This window comes from Pseudoalteromonas sp. NZS100_1, from assembly GCF_015864285.1.
Classification (GTDB): domain Bacteria; phylum Pseudomonadota; class Gammaproteobacteria; order Enterobacterales; family Alteromonadaceae; genus Pseudoalteromonas; species Pseudoalteromonas arctica.
Genome location: NZ_JADYXN010000020.1, coordinates 1 through 20,731, shown reverse-complemented (window position 1 = coordinate 20,731; position 20,731 = coordinate 1). Strand labels below are relative to the sequence as shown.

Here is a 20,731-nt window from a genome sequence, read left to right as displayed (position 1 = left end):
AAAGGGTCAACTCAGTGATTATTAAAATTATTATCGTACTGTTGTTAATATTTATACTTTTTAACTTATTTAGAGCATTGTTTATTATGGTGTCAGGGAAAACTGGGGGACGACCTATGTCTCACTTTTTAGGTCGTCGCGTATTGTTTTCGGTCGTTGTTTTAGTTGTTGTTATTGCAGCGCTTAAACTTGGTTTTATTAAAGCAAATAATTCGCCAATAAACGCTACAGCACATATACAAATACAAACAAACACAGCCACACCACATCAACAAAGTGCCAATACCAAGCAGCTGCTTGAAAAGCAAAATGCTTATCTTTAGTAAAGTGCCCTTTTAATATCCGTAAAAATATTACAAATAAAAGTACGGTTCCTAACGTTACATGCATGCCATGAAAACCAGTCAATAAAAAGAACGTATTACCGTAAATGCCCGCATCTAGCGTTAGGTTAAGGTCATTATATGCATGCATGTACTCCTCAACTTGCAGCCCTAAAAAGCAAACGCCCAATAAAATAGTAGCGCCTAAAAAAACTTTAAGTGGAGTGCGTTTATTGTTTTCCATCGCTACGTGGGCAAAATGTAAAGTAACTGAGGAAGTAAGCAGTATTAAGGTATTTATAAGCGGTAAGCCTTGCCAGCCCATAGCTTGAGTAGTTTCACCAGCAGGTGTTGAAACTAGCGGCCAAACAGCTTCGAAAGTTGGCCATAAAACCTCGTTAGTCATTGCATTATTGCCTGCGCCTCCAAGCCAAGGTACCGACAATACGCGTGCATAAAAAAGCGCACCAAAAAAGGCCATAAAAAACATAACTTCAGAAAAAATAAACCAGCTCATACCTTGTCTAAAAGAGCGATCCATTTGTGCTGAGTACAAACCTTGGTCCGATTCATTAATTACATTTTTAAACCAGCTAAACAACATATACACAAGTACAGCAATACCGGCATAAAGCAGATAAACCCCGCTACCACCTTCTTTACCTACACTCATAACAGTCAAGCCTGCCCCTACTGCAATAAAAAACAATGCAACAGCACCTACAATAGGCCATGGGCTTTGCTCAGGTACGTAATAATGCTCATATTCTTGATTCATTTTATTTACTCCTAGTTTCACACTAGTTTAAAAAGCTAGTTGTTACTTGCCACCAGCTGTTCACTAATATCAAATACGGTATAAGATAAAGTTAATTCTTCAATATCGCTCGGCAGTGCGGTATCAACATAAAAAAGTAATTTAAATTCAAGTTCTTCCCCTGCTTTTAGAGGTTGCTGATCAAAGCAAAAACAGGCTATTTTGTGTAAATACTTTGCCGCTTTACCTGGCGAGACTGATGGTACAGCCTGCATTACTTTATCTAGGTTGCTGTTATTTTTAGCACTAAACATTACTTCACGCATTGCACCGGGTTTTACCACTACACTGTATTCTTTTGATTTAACTTCAAACGGTGCACCACTTTGTGCGTGAGTAGTAAAGCTAACGCCGACTTCTCGGTTTTGTACTATTTGTGTACTTTGCTCTGCTTGCTCAAGCGAAGGTTTTCCATTAAGCCCTGTTACATCACAAAACACGTCATACAAAGGTACTAAAGCAAAGGCAAAGGCAAACATGCCTATGCAAATAAGTACCAAACGTTTGAGTAGCGGTGCGTGTGTCATTACTTAATTACCGGCGGCGTAGAAAAAGTATGATATGGCGCTGGAGAGTCAACTTCCCACTCAAGCCCTTCTGCCCCTTCCCATACTTTTGCAGGCACTTTATCACCGCCACGCGCGCATTTAATTACCACAGCTACAAACAACAATTGCGATAAACCAAAGGCAAATCCACCAATACTTATGATTGCGTTAAAGTCGGCAAATTGAAGTGCATAATCGGGAATTCGACGCGGCATACCGGCAAGCCCTACAAAATGCATAGGAAAAAACAGTACGTTCACACTCACCAGCGATAGCCAAAAATGCCATTTAGCTAGCGTGATATTAAACATGTTGCCTGTCCATTTGGGTAGCCAATAATAAGCACCTGCCATTATCGAAAACACAGCCCCTGTTACTAATACATAATGAAAATGCGCCACTACAAAATAAGTATCGTGGTACTGAAAGTCAGCAGGTGTAATTGCCAGCATCAAACCCGAAAAGCCACCTAAGGTAAACAGCACAATAAACGTAATACTAAAAAGCATTGGCACTTCAAAAGTTATTGAGCCTTTCCACATTGTGGCAACCCAATTAAATACTTTTACTCCTGTAGGTACCGATATAAGCATGGTCGCGTACATAAAAAACAACTCGCCAGCGACCGGCATCCCAGTGGTAAACATATGATGAGCCCATACAATAAAGCTCAATAGTGCTATGGAGGATGTGGCGTATACCATTGAGGCATAGCCAAAAAGTTTTTTACGAGAAAAGGTAGGTACTATTGTAGATATAATGCCAAAGGCAGGAAGAATCATTATGTATACTTCGGGATGACCAAAAAACCAAAAAATGTGTTGGAACATCACCGGGTCGCCACCGCCTGCGGCATCAAAAAAGCTGGTCGCAAAATACTTATCGGTAAGTACCATAGTGACAGCTCCTGCAAGCACTGGCATTACCGCTATTAATAAAAAGGCAGTAATTAACCACGTCCATACAAATAAGGGCAACTTCATCCATGTCATGCCTGGGGCACGTAAGTTCACTATGGTTACAATCACATTGATTGCGCCCATTATTGAACTAATCCCCATAATATGTACGGCAAATACAAACAATGCAGTATTATCATTACTGTATGTTGTAGACAGTGGTGCATAAAAAGTCCAACCAAATGCAGGACCCCCACCAGGCATAAATAACGATGCCAATAGGATTAAAAACGCAAACGGTAAAATCCAAAAGCTCCAGTTATTCATTCTTGGCAATGCCATATCTGGCGCGCCAATCATGAGTGGTATCATCCAGTTAGCAAGGCCTGTAAAGGCCGGCATAACCGCACCAAACACCATAATTAAACCATGCACTGTGGTCATTTGATTAAAAAAGTGAGGATCGACCAACTGTAAACCTGGTTGAAATAATTCAGCTCTGATCACCATGGCCATTCCACCACCAATTAAGAACATGGTCAGCGAAAAAATTAAATATAAACTACCTATATCTTTATGATTAGTTGTGTAAAGCCAGCGTTTAAAACCTTTAGCTGGGTGATGAGCATGATGAGCTTCATTGGCGTTAGATTGTTCTACTATGCTACTCATTAGTTCGCCTCCACTTTGGCATCAAGTGCTGCCTGTATTTGACTCGGTTGAATAACATCACCCGTATCATTACCCCACGCATTACGTTTATAAGTAATAACCGCTGCTAATTGCTTTATAGATAACTGTTTGGCAAATGCTTGCATTGCCGTACCGGGTCGCCCATGGATAACTACATCAATGTGATCTTTTATATCGCCAAGCACTATAGGGCTGCCTTTAAGTGCAGGAAATACACCCGGTAACCCCATGCCAGTAGGCTGATGACATGCAGCACAATTGGCCATATATACTTGTTCGCCTAAAGTCATTAATTCTTCTTTTGGGAGGGTTTTATCAAGTAATGCGGCATCTGCTAATGCTGCTTTTTGTTTAGCTTGCTTTGCATCTGCAAGCCACGTTTTAAAATCAGCCTCAGATTTAGCGACCACCACAACGGGCATAAAGCCATGATCTTTACCACACAACTCAGCACATTGGCCTCGGTAAGTACCTTCTTCGTTTATGTTCGTCCATGTTTCGTTTATAAAGCCGGGATTCGCATCTTTTTTAACTGCAAAATCAGGTACCCACCAAGAGTGAATAACATCGTCAGAAGTCATTAAAAATCGTACTTTTTGATTTATTGGCAGTACGAGAGGTTTATCAACCTCAAGTAAGTAGTTAGGATTTTTATCTGCAAGATTCGCTATTTCATCTTGCGGGGTAGATAAAATAGAGTAGAACTCTACATCTTCACCCATATATTCATAATGCCATTTCCATTGCGAGCCTGTAATTTTAATAGTGAGATCAGCTTTGCTGGCATCTTCCATTGCAATTAGGGTTTTAGTGGCTGGTACTGCCATAGCAATTAAAATAACAAACGGGATTGCAGTCCAAAGTATTTCTACTTTAGTGCTTTCGTGAAATTGGGCAGGTACAGCCCCTTTAGATTTACGGTGATGAATAAGTGCCCAAAACATAATTGCGAACACTATCACCCCAATCACACAACATATTATAAATATGGTCATGTGCAGCTGATATACATTATTGCTTATATCGGTTACGCCTTTGCGCATATTGTATTGGCTGTTAGCCAAAACTGGGTGCGAAAAAACACATAATATAAGCCACAAGGTAGAGGTCAGTTTACCCATGTGACGGCTCCTTTGATGCTATTGCGAATGCAAAGCGAAGAGGCATACGGCTTAAACGCCAATTCGTTATTTTTATTTTTTTAGTCAATCTCATTTAATATTGATTGGTTTTGCTGCGCCAACAACGGGTTTGTGTATATTGTGTGTTCTCAAAACTAAAAAGCTGTGAGTTATTATTAGCTCAGCACATTAATAATTAGCTAAAAAATGAACAACAAGCAAGTTTTAGTATAAAAAACAATCAGGTGATATTGAGTAATTAATAAAAAATCAGTAACCAACTAGGTAACAGGAAGTTCAAAAGATGAGCAAAACAAAGGGGTTTAACGCATTCGGAGGGGGAAAATATAAGTGCAAAAAAGTTTACAGCTTAAATTGTCAGTGAGCTATTTATGCCCTATTTTTAGTGCGAATTTAAAACAGAAAATGCGTACTAATTAGTACGCATTTATAAAACTGCTTGTTTAAAAGCTATTTTTAAAGTCACATCCAATCAGCGTTTCTTATAACGCCAACGGCTAAGCCTTCAATATTAAAAGACTCATTCTCAAGATCTACTTCAATAGATTCAAAATCGTCGTTTTCAGCATGAAGTAATACTTTACAACCCGCTTTCTCAAGACGTTTTACAGTTACGTCTTCGTCTAGGCGGGCAACAACAACTTGCCCGTTTTCAGCGGTTTGAGTACGATGTACAGCAAGTAAATCACCATCCATAATACCAATATCTTTCATGCTCATACCGTTAACGCGTAGTAAAAAATCTGCAGCCGGTTTAAACATTAATGGATCGATTTTGCAGTGACTTTCAACGTGCTCTTGCGCCAAAATAGGTGAACCAGCAGCAACACGCCCTATAAGCGGTAAACCTAATTGTTCTGGCTCTTCTTCTTCAATTAACTGAATACCACGGCTTGCACCTGGTTTCATTTTAATTGCGCCTTTTTTAGCAAGTGCTTTTAAATGTTCTTCAGCAGCATTGGCACTTTTAAAACCTAATGTTTGCGCTATTTCAGCACGTGTAGGAGGCATACCAGTGTCTTTAATAAAAACTTTAATTAGTTCGAGTATTTGAGCTTGGCGGTTCGTTAATGGTCGCATACAACTGGTTTTCCATACAGTACATTTAACTGTGAGTATATACAGTTAAATAAAAATCGCAAATTTAAATTAAGCCTTAAAATAGCCAAAGTAATTTCACTTGTGTACATTTTAGGGATATAACTAACGCTAGGTTTATAAATGATTAAAAAAGCAAAGGAGTCATTATGAGTATTTGGTACCAGCCCATCACTTTAGAGCTGTGCAAGCAGTTAGAACAAGGCATTGATGGCCAAGGAACATTAATGAAAACCATGGGAATAGAAGTCACTGAAATTGGTGATGATTACTTAGTAGCCACTATGCCGGCAATTCCTGAGCATCATAACCCAATGGGAATGGTTCACGGCGGTGCTAACGTTGTACTTGCCGAAACAGTTGCCAGCTATGCAGCTAACTTTGTTGTCGATTTTACAAAATTTTACTGCGTGGGGCAGGAAATTAGCGCAAGTCATTTAAAAGCATCTCGCAACGGCACTTTAACAGCAACGGCAAGAGCGTTTCATATTGGCAAACGTAGTTCAGTGTGGGAAATAAAAATTACAAATAGCCGCAATGAGCTGTGCTGCGTATCAAAAATGACCGCAGCAGTCGTAGAGCGAAGATAGTTACTTTTCGATTGGGTAAATTGTAATTTCCATACCCGCACCAATCGCAGATATACGTAGTAATGTATCTGCATCTAAGGCTTGATTAAAGCACTTAGGGGAAGTGCCTGATTCAAAACCAATATCAAACGTTCTACGTGAACAGCTTAACCATTGCTTTAGCGCGTTACGCGAACACGATTCAATAAGCTCACATATATGGTTTATTGCTTTGTCAGGCGTGTTTACTACACCTGTTGCTTCAATACGCGCTAATTGACGGTATTCGTCTTTGTCATAATGTAAAATCGTCGCGACTTTTTTCAAGTCTGCCACTAGCAAACTAATATCTTGCTTTGATTCAAGCTCAAGATCTACATTTAAAAATTGAATTTCCGACATCGTTTCGTATTTATCCTCTAATAATTTCATTGCAAACTTTAACGCAGTTTTACCGTTATACCAAATCAACTATGCTCTATTAACCACTTTATATAGATATTTCGCAGCTTTTAAGTATTTTTTAGCGTTTAAAGCTAGCTGGATATCAAACACTCAGCTCAATTAAACAAATAAGTCATGTTAGCAATTTAAGTGTAATCTTTTTTATTTTTAAATGATTACAGTAAGCTATAGTTTAAACTGCGACAAAATGTCGCAGTAACTAATCCCATTAATGTAATAAACTAGCCTCTAAAAATAATAAGACTAAAACATGAATAAAAAAATATTTAAGTATGCTCGCAAGTTACATAAATGGCTCGGTTATTTGCTCACATTACAAATTTTAGCTTGGCTATTAGGCGGTTTAGTCATGAGCGCTATTCCTCTTGATAAAGTTCATGGGGAGCATCTTGCAACACGTACTCTTAATAACCCATTTACGCAGGCTGATTATGTTGCCTCCCTTAACGATATTGCATCTCAGGTGGTTAATCCAACACAAATAATTTTTGAGAACTTTTTAACCACACCTATAATTACAGTAATAAATAAAGATGAACAGCAAAGCTTTAACGGTATAACAGGCCGGCCTTTTGAGCCGCCAACTAAAATACAAATTACCGCAAATGCTAAAGCACACCTACTTATTGATGCTCAAGTGACAAGCGCTGTACTGCTAAAGCAAGGTATGCGAGAAGTTGGATATAAAACCAATGTTTGGCAGGTACAATTTGACGACACATTTAACACAACACTGTACTTGTCAGAAAATAACGGCAGAGTTGTCACCGTTCGCAGCACACTATGGCGAATTTTCGACTTTTTTTGGATGTTACATATTATGGATTACGATGAGCGAGAGGATTTTAATAATCCGCTGCTTATTAGTTTTGCAGCAACCAGCGTACTTTTTTGCCTAAGTGGAATATTACTACTTATGCAAAACATACGACTAAAACGATTTATCCGAATTAAAAGTAAGAATAAATCAAAGTAGTCATATTGATTTTTAAGAACTAGCGCACTCTCACCAAAGAGTAAATAAGCCCTAGGAAGTACCCAAGGGCAGATTTTATTCCAAGTGTTTAAATCGACTCAAATGTCGCTTTAACATTTCGTTTTCGAAAATCAACTCATCACGCTCATCCAGCAATTGTAAAACTAAAGCTATTGCCGACCAATCTAACGAAAAGTCATGTTGAATACGGGCCGCTTTTTTAACTAAGGTCACTGCAGATACCGTAAATTGCCACTGCGTAACATGCTTCCCCTCAATTGGAACCGCAATATTGTGCTCAACTAGCTCATATAAAATTGCTTCGCTAATATCACTACTCAAACATAGCTCTTTGCTAGTAAGTAAATCATCTTTTTGTGTCACGATAATTTGCATTATGGCTTGCTCCAGTTATTACGGGGATCAAAGTGAGCTTTTTCGGCTAATTCTTCCCACAGTTTTTTACTGGTATCATCAACAGATGTTGGATTAACAATTTTAAGCACAGCAAATAAATCACCTTTGGCTTTTTTACTCATTAATCCCTTGCCTTTAATACGCAAGCGTTGGCCAGACTGACTATTAGATGGAATAGTTAATTGGATTTTGCCTGCCAACGTAGGTAAATTTATTTTTGTACCAAGAGCCGCTTCCCATGGTGCAAGAGGGACGACTATATTTAGGTTATGACCTTCAACATCAAATAATGGGTGGGGCACTAAACTAATTTGTAAGTACAAGTCGCCATTTTGCCCGTTCGCTGACCCTAATCCGCCTTGCCCTTTTAGTCGAATTCGTTCGCCATTTACTGAGCCTGCGGGAATTTTCACTTTAAGTGATTTTTTAATTTCAGAGACACGACCACTACTATCTCGCTGCGGTAACATAAACTCAACAGGCTTAACGGTATCAACTAAAGTCTCTTCAAGAAAAATCGGGAACTCTATTTCCACATCTTGTCCTTTTTGCGCGCGAGCGGCGTTACTTCTGCTCTGCCCGGAACGATTGAATCCACCGGCGCCGCCAAACATTGAATTAACAAAATCAGAAAACTCTTGATCGGTTTGAGGATCGCTTTGCTGATAATTACTTTGCGATGAGGCATTGTTACCACCATAATTACCTTGCTGTTGACGAGCACGATTTTGTTGATGACGACGTAACTCGTCGTATTTAGTGCGTTCTTCTTTGTTATGAATGACTTCGTAAGCTTCTGCTATTTCTTTAAACTTATCTTCTGCTTGAGGCTCTTTGCTTACATCTGGGTGATATTTTCTGGCTAATTTTTTATAAGCTACTTTAACCGCTTTATCGTCTGCATCAGGCGATATTCCGAGCACTGCATAATAATCAACAAATTTCATTTGCAATCCAAATCCCCATATTGAGTAAGCTTTAAGCATACTCCTTAACGTATAATCTTGTGTGGTTAAAATACGATAAATAGTAAGAAATAAATGAATAGTGAAAATAACTTTGAATAAAAAATTAATCGGACACTTTTTAGTAATATAAGTGCAGGCCTTAAGTTAACTTTATCTTTTATCTTCAAGGCTTTAAACTGCCTGTTCCTGTAGTTCACATTTGTGATGGATATGACTCGATTTATTCTGGCCTTACTGGCTTGTTGTGTGTGTTTTTCGGTATCTGCCGAACAATTTACCCGTTTTTCAACGGCTAAAAGACATTTAATTAAAACCCTCCCTGACAACGCCAAAAGTATTTACTGCGGTTGTGATATTAAAAAAGAAGGCAAAAAACTCATTCCTGATCCTTCTAACTGTGGTTACATTCCTCGAAATACACTTACCCGCTCAGGCAAAGTAAATGTACGAGCACTACGTATTGAATGGGAACATATTGTTCCGGCGTGGGAATTTGGTCATCAGCTACAATGTTGGCAAGATGGCGGACGTAAAAACTGCCGTAAAGTAAGTGCTAAATTTAGAAAAATGGAAGCTGATATAAATAACTTAGCGCCAGCTATTGGCGAAATTAATGCCGATCGCTCTAATTATCGTTTTGGCATGCTTAGCGAAAACGCCACACAGTATGGTCGCTGCGAAGTAAAAGTAAACTTTAAGCAACGTGTAGTTGAACCGCCTGTCTATGCACGTAAACGTATAGCCGACACTTACGCTTACATGCAGAAAACATACGGTTTAAAAATCTCTGATAAACAGCAAAAGTTATTTAATGCGTGGAAAAAGCAAGCATTTGCAGATACAAGTAGTGCGAGCAAGCTCTAAGCTTTAACACTCATTTACATAAATCAAAGTTATAAATGTTGAATAAACGAGCGAGTGTTGTAATATTTTAAACAACTTATTTACAGAAAGTCCTTAACTATGTTTAAAAATAATAAAACCTCGCTTGCCATTTTTGCAGCACTTTCGGGCTTTGCTTTAACGGGTTGTGGCGGCGGAGGCGGTATCGACTCTGCTCCTGTAGTTACAACACCTGTTAGTAGCAGCCCAACATGGACAGCGGCGGTATTTGAGCCCTCTAACGATTTAAAAAACTTTTGCGAAACCCCTCGTACGGATAACGATCCCTTTAATAACAACAACCCCTACCCAGATCAAGCGGGTTCTGCCCTTTATGAAAAGCTCTGGCTTCGCTCTTGGAGCGACGAAACCTACCTTTGGTATGATGAGATTGCCGATAACGACCCTGAAAGCTTTACAACAGTAGCCGATTACTTCGCTCAATTAAAAACAGAGCAGCTTACCGACTCAGGGGCAAAAAAAGATAACTTTCATTTTTCAGAACCTACTGAAGATTACTTTCAAGAAGCGCAATCGGGCGTTACTTCTGGTTACGGTATAAATTGGGCGTTTATTGGCGATACAGCCGACCGTATTTTACGCGTCGCTTATCTTGAAGATGATTCACCTGCAAGCCAAATAGGCTTTCAACGTGGTGATACTGTACTTTCAGTTGACGGTGTTAGCATTAATACCAATACAGAGTCGGGTGTAGATACGCTTAACGAAGGTTTATTTAGTCCTACTAACGGCGACTCACATACTATTGTTGTACGCAGTAACGATGGTGCCGAAAAAACATTTAATGTAACCGCTGGTAATATTGAACAAACACCTGTTCAAAATGTTAAAACGATTACAACCGCAAATGGTTCAAGCGTGGGTTACATGCAATTTAATAGCCATATAAGCATTGCCCAAGAAGGACTTATTGATGCGGTAAATAAGTTTAAAACCGATGGTATTGATGAGCTTGTAATCGACTTTAGATATAACGGTGGTGGTTTATTAGCACTGTCGGCACAATTAGCTTATATGGTTGCCGGTAATGCCAACGTTAACAACCGCTTTTATTATCAAACTCAACAAAACGATAAACAACCTGTTGATTCGCCTTTTCCATTTATTGATGAAGAAATAGATTACTCTACTTTTTTTAGCACAGGTGAAAACCTACCTGATTTAAACCTATCAAAGGTTTATGTATTAAGCACATCAGGCACCTGTTCGGCATCAGAAGCTTTTATTAATGGTTTAAAAGGTATAGACGCAGAAGTTATTTTAATTGGCGACACAACCTGCGGTAAGCCCTATGGCTTTACCCCAACTCATAACTGCGCAACAACCTATTACACTATTCAGTTTAGTGGCGTAAATAGCAAAGGATTTGGCGAATACGCTGCGGGTTTTACACCAACCCCTACTCCACAATTTGATGCTGATGTTCAAGGTTGTGAAATTGAGGACGACTTTGATCATCAGTTAGGCGACAGTGACGAGGCCGTTTTAGCCACCGCATTATTTCATGTTGAAAATGGCAGTTGTCCAGTTAGAACGGCTGCTGCAAAAGCAGAACCAGCTAATTTTTCAAGCTCTCGTGAATCTCTCATTCCTTTAAATATGCCGGTACAATTTACCCAGCGTAATATGGACTTAACTTGGCCAACGCTGGGTGAGGAAAGGTAATGGCTAAATTATTACTCCCATTAGCCACCTTGCTCGCTTTAGGCGGATGCCAAAGTGTAGATAGTGAGCCTGCTAAACCCGCTATATTAACGAGCGTTAATCCCAGCGTTATTACAACACTACAACAGGCAATTCAACAAGCTAAGGGAGGCACATTAGTAACACTTGCCGATTCGGTATTTACTAAACGTAGCGAACTGCTAATTGATCATGCAATGAGTAAAGGGTCTGATGGCAGAGTAATTATGGGCGCGCATAATATAAAATCTGAGAAGTTTATTTTGCAACTACGTAATAACCAATGCGAGCTTTACTATCCTAAAAAAGAGCTTACTACAGTACTTGAAGGTGTTACCTGTAAAGAGTTATAAGGCACTTTATTAATGTTTATAAATTAATAAAAAAGGCGCGCAGCATATCGCTGCGCGCCTTTTTCTATTTTAAAGCGTTATTACAAGTCTTGATGCGGACCAAACACTTCATAATGAATCTGCTCGTTTTTAACACCTAATTCAAGTAACTGGTTTTTTATAAATGCCATAAAACCGGCAGGACCACATAAGTAAAAGTCACCATTACTCAATGGTAGCTGTGCTTGTACTGCGTTTAGGTTCATTAACCCAGTAAAGTCAGCGCCCTCTGTCGCTTGGTTAAACCACGTCATTGTTTGTAAACGGTTATAAACTGCATTTAACTCATTTAAATATTTTGAAAACGAATGCTGCTGAGTATTTTCGCAGGCATGTAAATACATAATCTCTTGATTAGAGTTGTCACTTAATAACGTTTCAAGCATAGCCAGCATTGGCGTTTGCCCAACACCTGCTGAAATGAGTACCGCTGGGTTTGTGTTATTGCGTAAAAAGAAGTCTCCTGCCGGCGGGTATAACTCAACAATAGTGCCTTGCTCTAATGAGTGTAAATAATTAGACACCATGCCAGGCTTTGGCTGTAGCTCTTTTTTAACACTAATACGGTAGTTTTTAGCGTTACTTTTTTGCGAAATAGAATACTGGCGAATTTCTTCATATTCAGCGCCCTCTGGCTTAACTTTAATACCTAAATACTGCCCTGGTTTATGTGTAATAACAGCTTCGCCATCAACTGGCGTAAGTGTAAAGCTCGTTACTAGTTCTGATTCAGCCTGTTTGTTGGTTATTTCAAATTGGCGAGTTCCCGCCCAACCACCGTGTTTATTTTTACTGTGCTCATACAAAGCAGCTTCTTCGGTTATACAAATATCAGCAAGTACGCCGTAAGCTTCGCGCCAAGCGTATTCAACATCGGGAGTAAATTGCTCAGGAATAAGCTCTTTTAAAGTACCAATTAAATGCGCACCTACAATAGGGTAATGCTCAGGTAAAATATTCAAGCTTGTATGCTTATGATTAATACGTGTTAGCGCTTCTTTTAATACGGCTAAATTATCAATATTTTGTGCATACGCAGCCAATGCATTAAAAAGTGCAAATTGCTGACGACCTGTATCTTGATTCGCCATATTAAAAATATTTTTAAGCTCAGGATTATGGCTAAATAAACGCTTATAAAAATGATCGGTAACAACCGTACCCGCCTGCGCTAATAACGGAACTGTGCTTTTTACAATCTCAATGGTTTTATCAGATAACATATGTGTTTCCTATGGATGAACTAACCACGACGCCCATCAACACGACGCCGCGTTAATATAGGTGTGCAGTGAATTAAAAATAATGAAAAAGCCACTAACCACAGCAAAGCACTTATTTGCCAAGCAAGGTGAGGCCCAATAATAAAAGGGAGTAATGAACGAGTAATAGCGGCCACAAGCAAAAACGCAAAAGCAACAGCCATGTAATGAGGAATAGCGAGTGTCCGCCCTGTATGACCATGTGATACACGCGTCATCATTGCTAAAATCATCATACCTATTGTGCCAATAGTGATTAAGTGCAGCGCATCTTTAAATTGTATTGCACTGCTATAAAAGCTAAATGCAACCATCATTAACCCTACGCCTAACGCTAAGTAGGAAAAATGTAAAGACCATAACAACGGCACTCTCAATACCTTGCTATCCCACCAAAAACCTGCCCTGACCAGGTGAAGCGCAGCAACAGTTGCAACAACTAACGCAGGATTAATCGTGTTCAAAAACAACTTGTTGATGAAAAATAAAGTGATAGCCAAAATAGATAAATACATCACCGCTTTATCTATTTTAGGAGTGCGAACTTGTGCGGTTAAACCTAGACCTTTAGCGGTAAAAAATGGTAAAACGCGACCCGCAACAATGCCAACTAGTAAAGTAATGACCAGTACTGCGGTATCAACCACACCAAGTGCAAGCTGCATGTTTTGTTTTAAAACAAGTATTAAATACAATACATTGAGCCCACAAAGCACAGCTAAAATAGCTAAAAACGGATAGTTACTTTTGCTATTGGCTTTTAATAACATATTAGCCAGTACTGCTATGGCGCCTAGCCACCAAATAACTTGTAATGTAAGTGCAGCATATAAATTAAAATGAGCAATATCAGGCAATATCACAAAAAAGGCTAAGCGCGCTGCAAGCCATATAAACGTAAGCCACATAAGGGCTTTCCCACTTATGCTCGGTACGCCTGTCCATGTTTGTGCAGCGGTAAGTAAAAAGCCAACAGCTACAACTCCTGCAAAGCCAAACAGCATTTCGTGCGCGTGCCATAATGTCGCAGGTATCGATGAGTGCCAACTTGCATGGCCTGTTAAAATAAGTAGCCAATACCCCACCGAAAAAAATGCCAATAAGCCACCGCCTAAAAAGAAAGGTCTAAAAGCGAGCATCCATAATGGCCATTGAGATACTTGATGAATAGCAACGCGGGCTGGCATTGGCTCAGTTAAGTTTATAGGGCGCATTATCGTACCTCTTGCCCTAAACCATGTTGTGCAACACAGCGCAGTACGTAACTTACTTTTAAAATAGCAGCAATAACAATAGTGCCAATATGAGCTGATACTTGCACCGCCATGGAAAAGTACTCAGCAAACGGGTAGCTAATTAAAATACTTGCCGTAATACACACTAAACTCACAGCTAATGCAGTATTGGCAGCAAATAATACTGTTTCGTATAGTGAACTAAACTGTGTTTGATTATTTAAATTATTCAGCATTAGTGTGTTCATGGCGATCTCTGTAACTAACTACGTTACTTAGCTATTACACATACTGTGCCAATAATTTTATTCATTTAAATTCAATAAGTTAAATTAAATCACTTTACACTATGAGTCTTTATGACCTACTATAAATTAACTCACAAAAACACAAACAGGTCATTTTGACATGAACCAGCAATTCAACCTTACCCAAGTTGCTCTAGAGCTTGCTCAAAGTACACTGCACGAGCATAGTTTTGATCAATTACTAGCAACGGTTGAGCGGGTGATTCCTAGTGATGCAAGTGCGTTATTAGTGCTTCAGGGCGAGCAATTAAAACCACTGGCAATTAAAGGGTTAATGTCCGACAGCCTTGGCAGACGATTTAAAATAGTAGAGCACCCTCGCCTAGAAGCTATTTGCAAAAGCACACTCGCGCTACAATTTGCGCACGACTGCCCACTACCCGATCCATACGACGGATTGCTATTAGCTAAAACCGGCGACATACCGGTACATGCATGTTTAGGTTTACCCCTTTATGATAAAAACGCACTACTTGGCGTACTTACGTTTGATAGCCTTAACGCCAATGCATTTAACAGCATAAGCGCTGATACACTCAATACCTTACAAACGCTGTGTAGTGCGCACTTTAAAACAGCTTTAGAGCTTGCCCATTACAAACAGCATGCACAGCACTCAAGTGCATTAGTGCAAGAACTAAATCGTGAAGCGTTAACACGGGACGGCGGTGAAATTATTGGTCAAAGTCCGCTAATGCAAACACTTAAAAACGAAATTAAACTCGTTGCAGCATCTAACTTTAGCGTGCTTATATTAGGTGAAACAGGGGTAGGGAAAGAGCTTGTAGCGCGTAATATTCACTTAAATTCAGCTCGAAAAGATCAACCGCTTATTCACTTAAATTGTGCATCACTTCCTGAGAACCTTGCTGAAAGTGAATTTTTTGGTCATGCGAAAGGGGCTTTTACAGGCGCACAAAATTCGCGCCAGGGTAAATTTCAATTAGCTGATGGCGGCACGTTATTTTTAGATGAAATAGGCGAACTGCCCCTGGCCATGCAAAGTAAACTATTACGAGTGCTACAAAGTGGCGAAATACAAACGGTAGGGGAAGACACGCCAAAGTACGTAGATGTACGCGTCGTTGCTGCAACCAACAGAAACTTAAAAGAAGAAGTAGCTCAAGGTCGCTTTAGAGCCGATTTATACCATCGCCTCAGTGTCTACCCTATTACTGTGCCACCACTTAGTAAACGCGAGCACGACATAACACTCTTAGCTGGTTATTTTATTGAGCAAACAGCCCGTAAATTAGGGATAAAACAATTAAAACTAAGCCCTGAAGCGCAAGTACTGCTTAATCAGTACAACTGGCCAGGTAACGTTCGCGAGCTTGAACATGTCATTAGCCGCAGCGCCCTAAAAGCAAAACAAAGCCAATGGCAAAATCCAATAATAACCATTACAAGCGAGCACTGTGATTTAACCCCAAGTGCGCCACAAAACTCTCTAGTAGCAAGCCAAAGTACAACCAACACCTTGATCAACCAACCTTTAAAGCAAGCTGTAGAATCGTTGCAATACAACGTAATTACCGAGCAATTAAAGAAGCATAACTACAACTGGTCAGCAGCAGCAAGAGTACTTGAATTAGATAGAGCTAACTTAGTACGCTTGGCTAAACGCCTAGGCATAGAAGTAAAAAAAACACTATAATCATTTAAAACACAGCTAAAATGCTGCTAAAACTATTGATTAGCAGCTAACTTACTAAAGTGTGTTTTTAACAACCCTGCAAAAGCTTGTACTTTAGCAGTGCGATGTACTAGGTGATGCGTGACTAACCATACATCGGTAGGCCAGCTTAACTCACTGTGTAATATAGGTACTAAATCAGAATATTGCGCCGCTACGTCATGCTGTAATCCGCCAATGCCTAGCCCTTTAATTATTGCACGAGTCGCTTCTGCGGTTTCAGATACTCGCAGCTTAATTTGCGATGCAGGAATATGTTCATCAGCCCATGCAAAATAAGGCACGCGGGCATTAAAACCCGCTACACCCGATACAAAATTATGTTGCTGTAAATCACTTAATAATTTAGGCATGCCGTACTTATTAATGTAACGCTTATTAGCATACAAGCCAGACGAAAGCTGCGCCAAATGCTGAGCAATATAATCGCCCTCATCAGGTCTTGGGCCTGCACGCACTGCAATATGCGCTTGTCCGTGATCGAGCCTTAACCTTTTTTGTTCTAAAATAACTTCTAACTGCACTTGCGGATGTAGCGCCTGAAATTGCTCACATACATCACCAAGTACATCCATAAAACCACTTACCGTCGTTAGTAATAAACTCCCTCTAAGGGTGCTATCGGCTGCTGCTATATCGTTATGTAACTGCTCTAAGGAGCTATGAATAGTTTGCGCCGTTGCAAATAACTTGGTGCCAATTTCAGTAACCTTGTAACCACGGGCATGGCGATGAAAAAGCCGTGCATTTAAGTTTTTTTCAAGATTATTAATTCGTCTAAGCACTGTGCTGTGGTGCACATTAAGCTCTTCTGCGGCCGCCGTTAACGTACCTAAACGCGCCACTTCAAACGCCACTTTAACGTCTTGCCAATCTTCAAATTTAATCGCCATTCTGCTTACCTTATACTTATGTGCATTTACGCACACAAGTGTTGCGTTTATTGGGGTTTTCTACAAGCAAAATTTTGCTACATTAGCGTTGTAAGTTTAAACACTAAAAGGTCACTAGCATGTCAGCACCAAAAATTATCGCCCTAGCAGGAAGTCTTCGACAAGAAAGCTTTAATCAAAAAATTATTAATGAGGCAGCACGTTTTGCTCTACAAACAGGTGCTGAAGTAGAAGTAATAAAACTAAACGAATTAAACATCCCACTATTTAACGAAGATATTGAAGCGCAAGGTACACCAAGCGATGTACAGCTTTTAAAAGATAAACTACGTGCAGCTGATGGTATTTTACTAGCAAGTCCTGAGTACAACGGTTCCATTACCGCTGCACTTAAAAATGCTATTGATTGGGCCTCACGTACAGAGCAAGGTGCGGTTCCAGCTTTTCGCAATAAAGTAGTCGCTTTATTTTCAGCATCCCCAGGCGGGCTTGGCGGGTTACGCGGTTTAAATCATGTACGTGATATATTAAGTGGTATTGGGTCGTTAGTACTTGCAGATCAACTTGCAATACCCGCTGTACACACGTTGCTTGATGAAAATGGCCAAATTAATGAACCTGTTACAGCTGAAAAAGTATCAGCACTTGCTCATCAGTTAGTAAGCGTAGCAAGTAAATTAAAATAATTTAGTACGCCTTACCAAATAACTAATTACTTTGTCGCCGCTATTTTTGCGGCGATAAAGTCTGTATGCGTTACATATAAAAGCCCAGCTACTTTACGTATTACATAGTCTTCTTGCGGATCTATTTCGCCATCAGCATAGGCCAAGCGCCATAGTAGTTCTATTATTTCAATGCGCTGAACTGCACTACAATGCTCATTAATTTGTTTTGAAAACTGAAAGTAGTCAATAGCGCCTTCTAAACTACTTGCTGCGTTAGTGGTTAGCTCTTCAACTTCTGAATCTGTTAAATTAAAGTATTTTTTTAAGGTTACAGTCAGGGTTTGTTGTTCATTATGGTCAAGCTTAGTATCAGCACGCATAACCTCTATAAGCAATGCCGCAACTGCTGTTTTTAAATCATGCTGCTTTATACTAGGTTCCTGATCATCGAATACAGCAAAAAGCTGCTTTATTTGTTTGAACATCACATTATCCCTTTTTGGGTGTTAGACTAAAGATAAAGAAATCGAACTTGTATGAGTAGTTAATGGGTATTAAGTTCGCAAATTAAAGGATACATTTTTATGAAAGGATTAAATACACCACGCTTAGTTATTGGCAGCGCATTGGTGGCCCTTTCGAGCGTCGGCACTGTATTTGCCGAAACTGTCGAAAAAGAAAAATCATACGACTTTGATAATAAAGTACATTACTACCAAACTAAAATTGGCGAAGACAACTATAAAATAGAAATACAGTCAGACGATTACAAACACTTCGCTAATCAAAGTATGTTTTTACTGCGCCATGCAGATAGGTTATGTCGTGGCAGAACCTTTATGTTAAAGGTCCTAGAAGGCGTGCAAGAATACGAACGCTTTCCAACTAAACCACGAGCCTACCAACCAGCCTTAAATGTTTTACTACAATGCGAAACTAAAGAAGATACAAACAAGGGTAAGTAACCTTAGTCTTTATAACCCCAAGGTGCTGATGGTGGAGTAATCGGTTTCGTTAAATCAAAATCCACCTTAAACTCACGTCCTTGGCGAATTAATCGATAAGTAAATACTTCTGGGTAAATATACATTTGCCATGTATTACCTACAGACTGTGCAATGCCTTGTTTTACAAATAACTCTTTAGAGTATTGGTCTGCTGGAAACGACTGTATTTGCGCAGACCCTGCATCAAGCGTATGGCCACCATACATGGTTGATGCGTCGTCAGTTCCATCTTTATGACGATGATCGTGCTTTAAACTTAAGCCACTCCCCGTTTTAGTTATGATCCACGTACGTGATGCATCGTCTCCTACATGAAACGGCACTTGTAACTCAGTCTCGCTACATTTACGTACATGCATAACCAGCTTTTTATCTGTAAATGAGCTTGGCCCTTTCGCGTTATCTACCGCTACTTCACCTTCAAAAGCTTTACCGCAATGCGCTGCAATACTATTAAAAAAGGCATTATGAGTAGGAATAGACACTAACGGTGCAGGGCGTGCAAAAGCTGTCGATGAAGCAACTATTAAGGTTGCTGCAGTTAATAATTTCATATGTTTCTCGTTATAGTTATTTTAAAACACCTGTAATAGTACAGTTTTCTTAAGTACTTTATTAGAAGTATCTATATAAAATTTAGAACAAGACAACTAGGTAAAACTACTAAATAGCGATTAACGACTAAATATCTCAGCCTTCATTAACAATCCTACTTTTATAAATATTAATTACACACCTCAACTAGCCACTGGCCAATTATTTAATCACCATTTGTGATGCCTGCTTAATTGGCCCGAAAGTTCAGCTTTTAGCTGTGTCACATGCTACTAATCCAGCAAAAAGGCTTAGTAAGAAAACTTTGCAGCGCCTATCGCGTTAGCCAATAACGCATGGGTTGGCACAGGTGTAATTATTTTAGAGGGTGTGAGTATTGGTGAAAACAGTATTGTGGGTGCGGGTGCTGTCGTTACTAAAAATGTAATGCCTAATACCCCAGTAGCGGATAATCCAGATCGTGAAATAAGAACACTGTAGTTATTCTCGATGTGATTTTAACGTTGGGAGTCGCTACGCTCGCATCAGCGAGCACTTTAACTCGTTAAATTAAGTGAATTATTCACTAAGAGACACTCCGCTATAGAGGAATACCTGAATCACTTTTTCTACAAGCATAAAAAAGCCCGAATCGTTAGATTCGGGCTTTCTACAATGTGAAGCTTGTGTAATGTCATAGTGCCCACAGCAGTAGAAAGTCACGTAGCAAATGCTAATTTATTGGCCGACTGGGGTATTGAGGATTCTTGTTGTGATTTTAACGTCGGGAGTCGCTATGCTTGCCCGCCCTGCGGGCTAGGTGTTGATGTGAGTGCGCATTAATTGCACGCATTTTACTTTTCTTCAGACGTAAAAAAGCCCGAATCGTTAGATTCGGGCTTTCTACAATTTGAAGCCTGGTAATGTCCTACTTTCACATAGCAAATGCTACACTATCATCGGCGCTGTTTCGTTTCACTACTGAGTTCGGCATGGAGTCAGGTGGGTCCAAAACGCTATTGTCACCAAGCAAATTTGGGCGTTAATCCGTATCGCTACGCACTAACTGAATTTGGAAAATATCTGATAATATTTTTTAAGTCTTTCTAAGTAATATCTACTTTAGTTATATTAACTTCTTCGCGTGTTTCACTATCACATAAAACGCGTTTGGCGTTGTATGGTTAAGCCTCACGGGTAATTAGTACAAGTTAGCTTAATGGCTCACACCACTT

Annotated in this window: 23 protein-coding genes, 1 rRNA gene and 1 pseudogene; 10 read left to right on the top strand and 15 right to left on the bottom strand. The window is 39.6% G+C overall.

The window, feature by feature from the left end; all coding sequences use genetic code 11:
• The first annotated feature begins 14 nt into the window (after positions 1 to 14).
• The gene (locus I6F66_RS22810) at positions 15 to 323 is read left to right on the top strand and encodes a DUF2909 family protein (protein WP_076916441.1); all 309 of its coding nucleotides are present in this window, start codon (positions 15 to 17) and stop codon (positions 321 to 323) included.
• Here the strand turns inward: I6F66_RS22810 and I6F66_RS13635 are convergent.
• The 5 genes from I6F66_RS13635 to lexA form a co-directional block, all read right to left on the bottom strand.
• Positions 226 to 1,101 carry a cytochrome c oxidase subunit 3 gene (locus I6F66_RS13635; protein WP_024594298.1) on the bottom strand — a complete coding sequence of 292 codons (876 nt, stop codon included), beginning with the start codon at positions 1,099 to 1,101 and terminating at the stop codon, positions 226 to 228. The genes I6F66_RS22810 and I6F66_RS13635 overlap by 98 nt on opposite strands.
• A 35-nt stretch (positions 1,102 to 1,136) precedes the next feature.
• A complete protein-coding gene (locus I6F66_RS13630; protein WP_002959612.1) occupies positions 1,137 to 1,667 on the bottom strand; it encodes a cytochrome c oxidase assembly protein in 531 nt (176 codons plus the stop codon).
• Positions 1,667 to 3,259, bottom strand: a complete 1,593-nt coding sequence (ctaD, locus tag I6F66_RS13625; protein ID WP_197209367.1) for a cytochrome c oxidase subunit I — start codon at positions 3,257 to 3,259, stop codon at positions 1,667 to 1,669. The genes I6F66_RS13630 and ctaD overlap by 1 nt, the downstream gene beginning before the upstream one ends.
• A complete protein-coding gene (coxB, locus tag I6F66_RS13620; protein WP_024594300.1) occupies positions 3,259 to 4,401 on the bottom strand; it encodes a cytochrome c oxidase subunit II in 1,143 nt (380 codons plus the stop codon). Before coxB ends, ctaD begins: the two co-directional genes overlap by 1 nt.
• A gap of 483 nt (positions 4,402 to 4,884) precedes the next feature.
• Complete coding sequence (gene lexA, locus I6F66_RS13615; protein ID WP_197209366.1) at positions 4,885 to 5,502, bottom strand: transcriptional repressor LexA; 618 nt, start codon at positions 5,500 to 5,502, stop codon at positions 4,885 to 4,887.
• Between the two features lie 167 nt (positions 5,503 to 5,669).
• Here lexA and I6F66_RS13610 point away from each other — a divergent pair, with 167 nt between their 5' ends.
• Positions 5,670 to 6,110, top strand: a complete 441-nt coding sequence (locus I6F66_RS13610) for a PaaI family thioesterase (protein WP_007584940.1) — start codon at positions 5,670 to 5,672, stop codon at positions 6,108 to 6,110.
• On the opposite strand, the gene I6F66_RS13605 is transcribed toward I6F66_RS13610, so the two are convergent.
• Positions 6,111 to 6,491 carry a hypothetical protein gene (locus I6F66_RS13605; RefSeq protein WP_008138697.1) on the bottom strand — a complete coding sequence of 127 codons (381 nt, stop codon included), beginning with the start codon at positions 6,489 to 6,491 and terminating at the stop codon, positions 6,111 to 6,113.
• Positions 6,492 to 6,804: 313 nt separating this feature from the next.
• Between I6F66_RS13605 and I6F66_RS13600 the strand changes: the two genes are divergently transcribed.
• The gene (locus I6F66_RS13600) at positions 6,805 to 7,530 is read left to right on the top strand and encodes a membrane protein (RefSeq protein ID WP_024591693.1); all 726 of its coding nucleotides are present in this window, start codon (positions 6,805 to 6,807) and stop codon (positions 7,528 to 7,530) included.
• Between the two features lie 75 nt (positions 7,531 to 7,605).
• Here I6F66_RS13600 and I6F66_RS13595 read toward each other — a convergent pair whose 3' ends face one another.
• A complete protein-coding gene (locus I6F66_RS13595; protein ID WP_007584937.1) occupies positions 7,606 to 7,926 on the bottom strand; it encodes a chaperone modulator CbpM in 321 nt (106 codons plus the stop codon).
• Positions 7,926 to 8,894 (bottom strand): DnaJ C-terminal domain-containing protein, encoded by a 969-nt coding sequence (locus tag I6F66_RS13590; protein ID WP_007584935.1) that lies wholly within the window; start codon positions 8,892 to 8,894, stop codon positions 7,926 to 7,928. Before I6F66_RS13590 ends, I6F66_RS13595 begins: the two co-directional genes overlap by 1 nt.
• A 231-nt stretch (positions 8,895 to 9,125) precedes the next feature.
• Here I6F66_RS13590 and I6F66_RS13585 point away from each other — a divergent pair, with 231 nt between their 5' ends.
• From I6F66_RS13585 to I6F66_RS13575, 3 genes are all read left to right on the top strand, one after another.
• Positions 9,126 to 9,779: an endonuclease gene (locus I6F66_RS13585; RefSeq protein ID WP_029751433.1), complete on the top strand. Its 654-nt coding sequence runs from the start codon at positions 9,126 to 9,128 to the stop codon at positions 9,777 to 9,779.
• Between the two features lie 99 nt (positions 9,780 to 9,878).
• Complete coding sequence (locus I6F66_RS13580; RefSeq protein WP_165741424.1) at positions 9,879 to 11,483, top strand: S41 family peptidase; 1,605 nt, start codon at positions 9,879 to 9,881, stop codon at positions 11,481 to 11,483.
• Positions 11,483 to 11,854, top strand: a complete 372-nt coding sequence (locus I6F66_RS13575) for a hypothetical protein (RefSeq protein WP_002959634.1) — start codon at positions 11,483 to 11,485, stop codon at positions 11,852 to 11,854. Before I6F66_RS13580 ends, I6F66_RS13575 begins: the two co-directional genes overlap by 1 nt.
• Positions 11,855 to 11,934: 80 nt before the next feature.
• On the opposite strand, the gene hmpA is transcribed toward I6F66_RS13575, so the two are convergent.
• Genes hmpA through I6F66_RS13560 form a run of 3 tightly spaced genes read right to left on the bottom strand, consistent with a single transcriptional unit; the run spans position 11,935 to position 14,638 of the window.
• On the bottom strand, positions 11,935 to 13,116 hold the full coding sequence (gene hmpA / locus I6F66_RS13570; RefSeq protein WP_165729063.1) for an NO-inducible flavohemoprotein: 1,182 nt from the start codon (positions 13,114 to 13,116) through the stop codon (positions 11,935 to 11,937).
• Positions 13,117 to 13,136: 20 nt separating this feature from the next.
• Positions 13,137 to 14,369 (bottom strand): NnrS family protein, encoded by a 1,233-nt coding sequence (locus I6F66_RS13565; RefSeq protein ID WP_165741126.1) that lies wholly within the window; start codon positions 14,367 to 14,369, stop codon positions 13,137 to 13,139.
• The gene (locus I6F66_RS13560) at positions 14,369 to 14,638 is read right to left on the bottom strand and encodes a hypothetical protein (RefSeq protein ID WP_007584928.1); all 270 of its coding nucleotides are present in this window, start codon (positions 14,636 to 14,638) and stop codon (positions 14,369 to 14,371) included. The genes I6F66_RS13565 and I6F66_RS13560 overlap by 1 nt, the downstream gene beginning before the upstream one ends.
• Positions 14,639 to 14,798: 160 nt before the next feature.
• Here I6F66_RS13560 and norR point away from each other — a divergent pair, with 160 nt between their 5' ends.
• Positions 14,799 to 16,355 (top strand): nitric oxide reductase transcriptional regulator NorR, encoded by a 1,557-nt coding sequence (gene norR / locus I6F66_RS13555; RefSeq protein ID WP_008138686.1) that lies wholly within the window; start codon positions 14,799 to 14,801, stop codon positions 16,353 to 16,355.
• Positions 16,356 to 16,387: 32 nt separating this feature from the next.
• Here the strand turns inward: norR and I6F66_RS13550 are convergent, their stop codons facing one another.
• Positions 16,388 to 17,287 carry a LysR family transcriptional regulator gene (locus I6F66_RS13550; protein WP_165741125.1) on the bottom strand — a complete coding sequence of 300 codons (900 nt, stop codon included), beginning with the start codon at positions 17,285 to 17,287 and terminating at the stop codon, positions 16,388 to 16,390.
• A gap of 119 nt (positions 17,288 to 17,406) precedes the next feature.
• Here I6F66_RS13550 and I6F66_RS13545 point away from each other — a divergent pair, with 119 nt between their 5' ends.
• Entirely contained in the window at positions 17,407 to 17,973 is a 567-nt protein-coding gene (locus tag I6F66_RS13545; RefSeq protein WP_165741124.1) for an NADPH-dependent FMN reductase, read from the top strand.
• A 26-nt stretch (positions 17,974 to 17,999) separates the two neighbouring features.
• Here the strand turns inward: I6F66_RS13545 and I6F66_RS13540 are convergent, their stop codons facing one another.
• Positions 18,000 to 18,440 (bottom strand): TerB family tellurite resistance protein, encoded by a 441-nt coding sequence (locus I6F66_RS13540; protein WP_165741123.1) that lies wholly within the window; start codon positions 18,438 to 18,440, stop codon positions 18,000 to 18,002.
• 99 nt (positions 18,441 to 18,539) lie between these two features.
• On the opposite strand from I6F66_RS13540, the gene I6F66_RS13535 reads away from it, so the two are divergent.
• Positions 18,540 to 18,920 (top strand): hypothetical protein, encoded by a 381-nt coding sequence (locus I6F66_RS13535; RefSeq protein ID WP_165741122.1) that lies wholly within the window; start codon positions 18,540 to 18,542, stop codon positions 18,918 to 18,920.
• Between the two features lie 2 nt (positions 18,921 to 18,922).
• Here I6F66_RS13535 and I6F66_RS13530 read toward each other — a convergent pair whose 3' ends face one another.
• On the bottom strand, positions 18,923 to 19,516 hold the full coding sequence (locus I6F66_RS13530) for a hypothetical protein (protein WP_197142722.1): 594 nt from the start codon (positions 19,514 to 19,516) through the stop codon (positions 18,923 to 18,925).
• A gap of 145 nt (positions 19,517 to 19,661) precedes the next feature.
• On the opposite strand from I6F66_RS13530, the pseudogene I6F66_RS13525 reads away from it, so the two are divergent.
• Positions 19,662 to 19,997: pseudogene (locus I6F66_RS13525) on the top strand (sugar O-acetyltransferase); the annotation flags it as partial.
• Between the two features lie 414 nt (positions 19,998 to 20,411).
• On the opposite strand, the gene rrf reads toward I6F66_RS13525, so the two are convergent.
• Positions 20,412 to 20,526: ribosomal RNA gene (gene rrf / locus I6F66_RS13520) — 5S ribosomal RNA — on the bottom strand.
• Positions 20,527 to 20,731 lie beyond the last annotated feature (205 nt).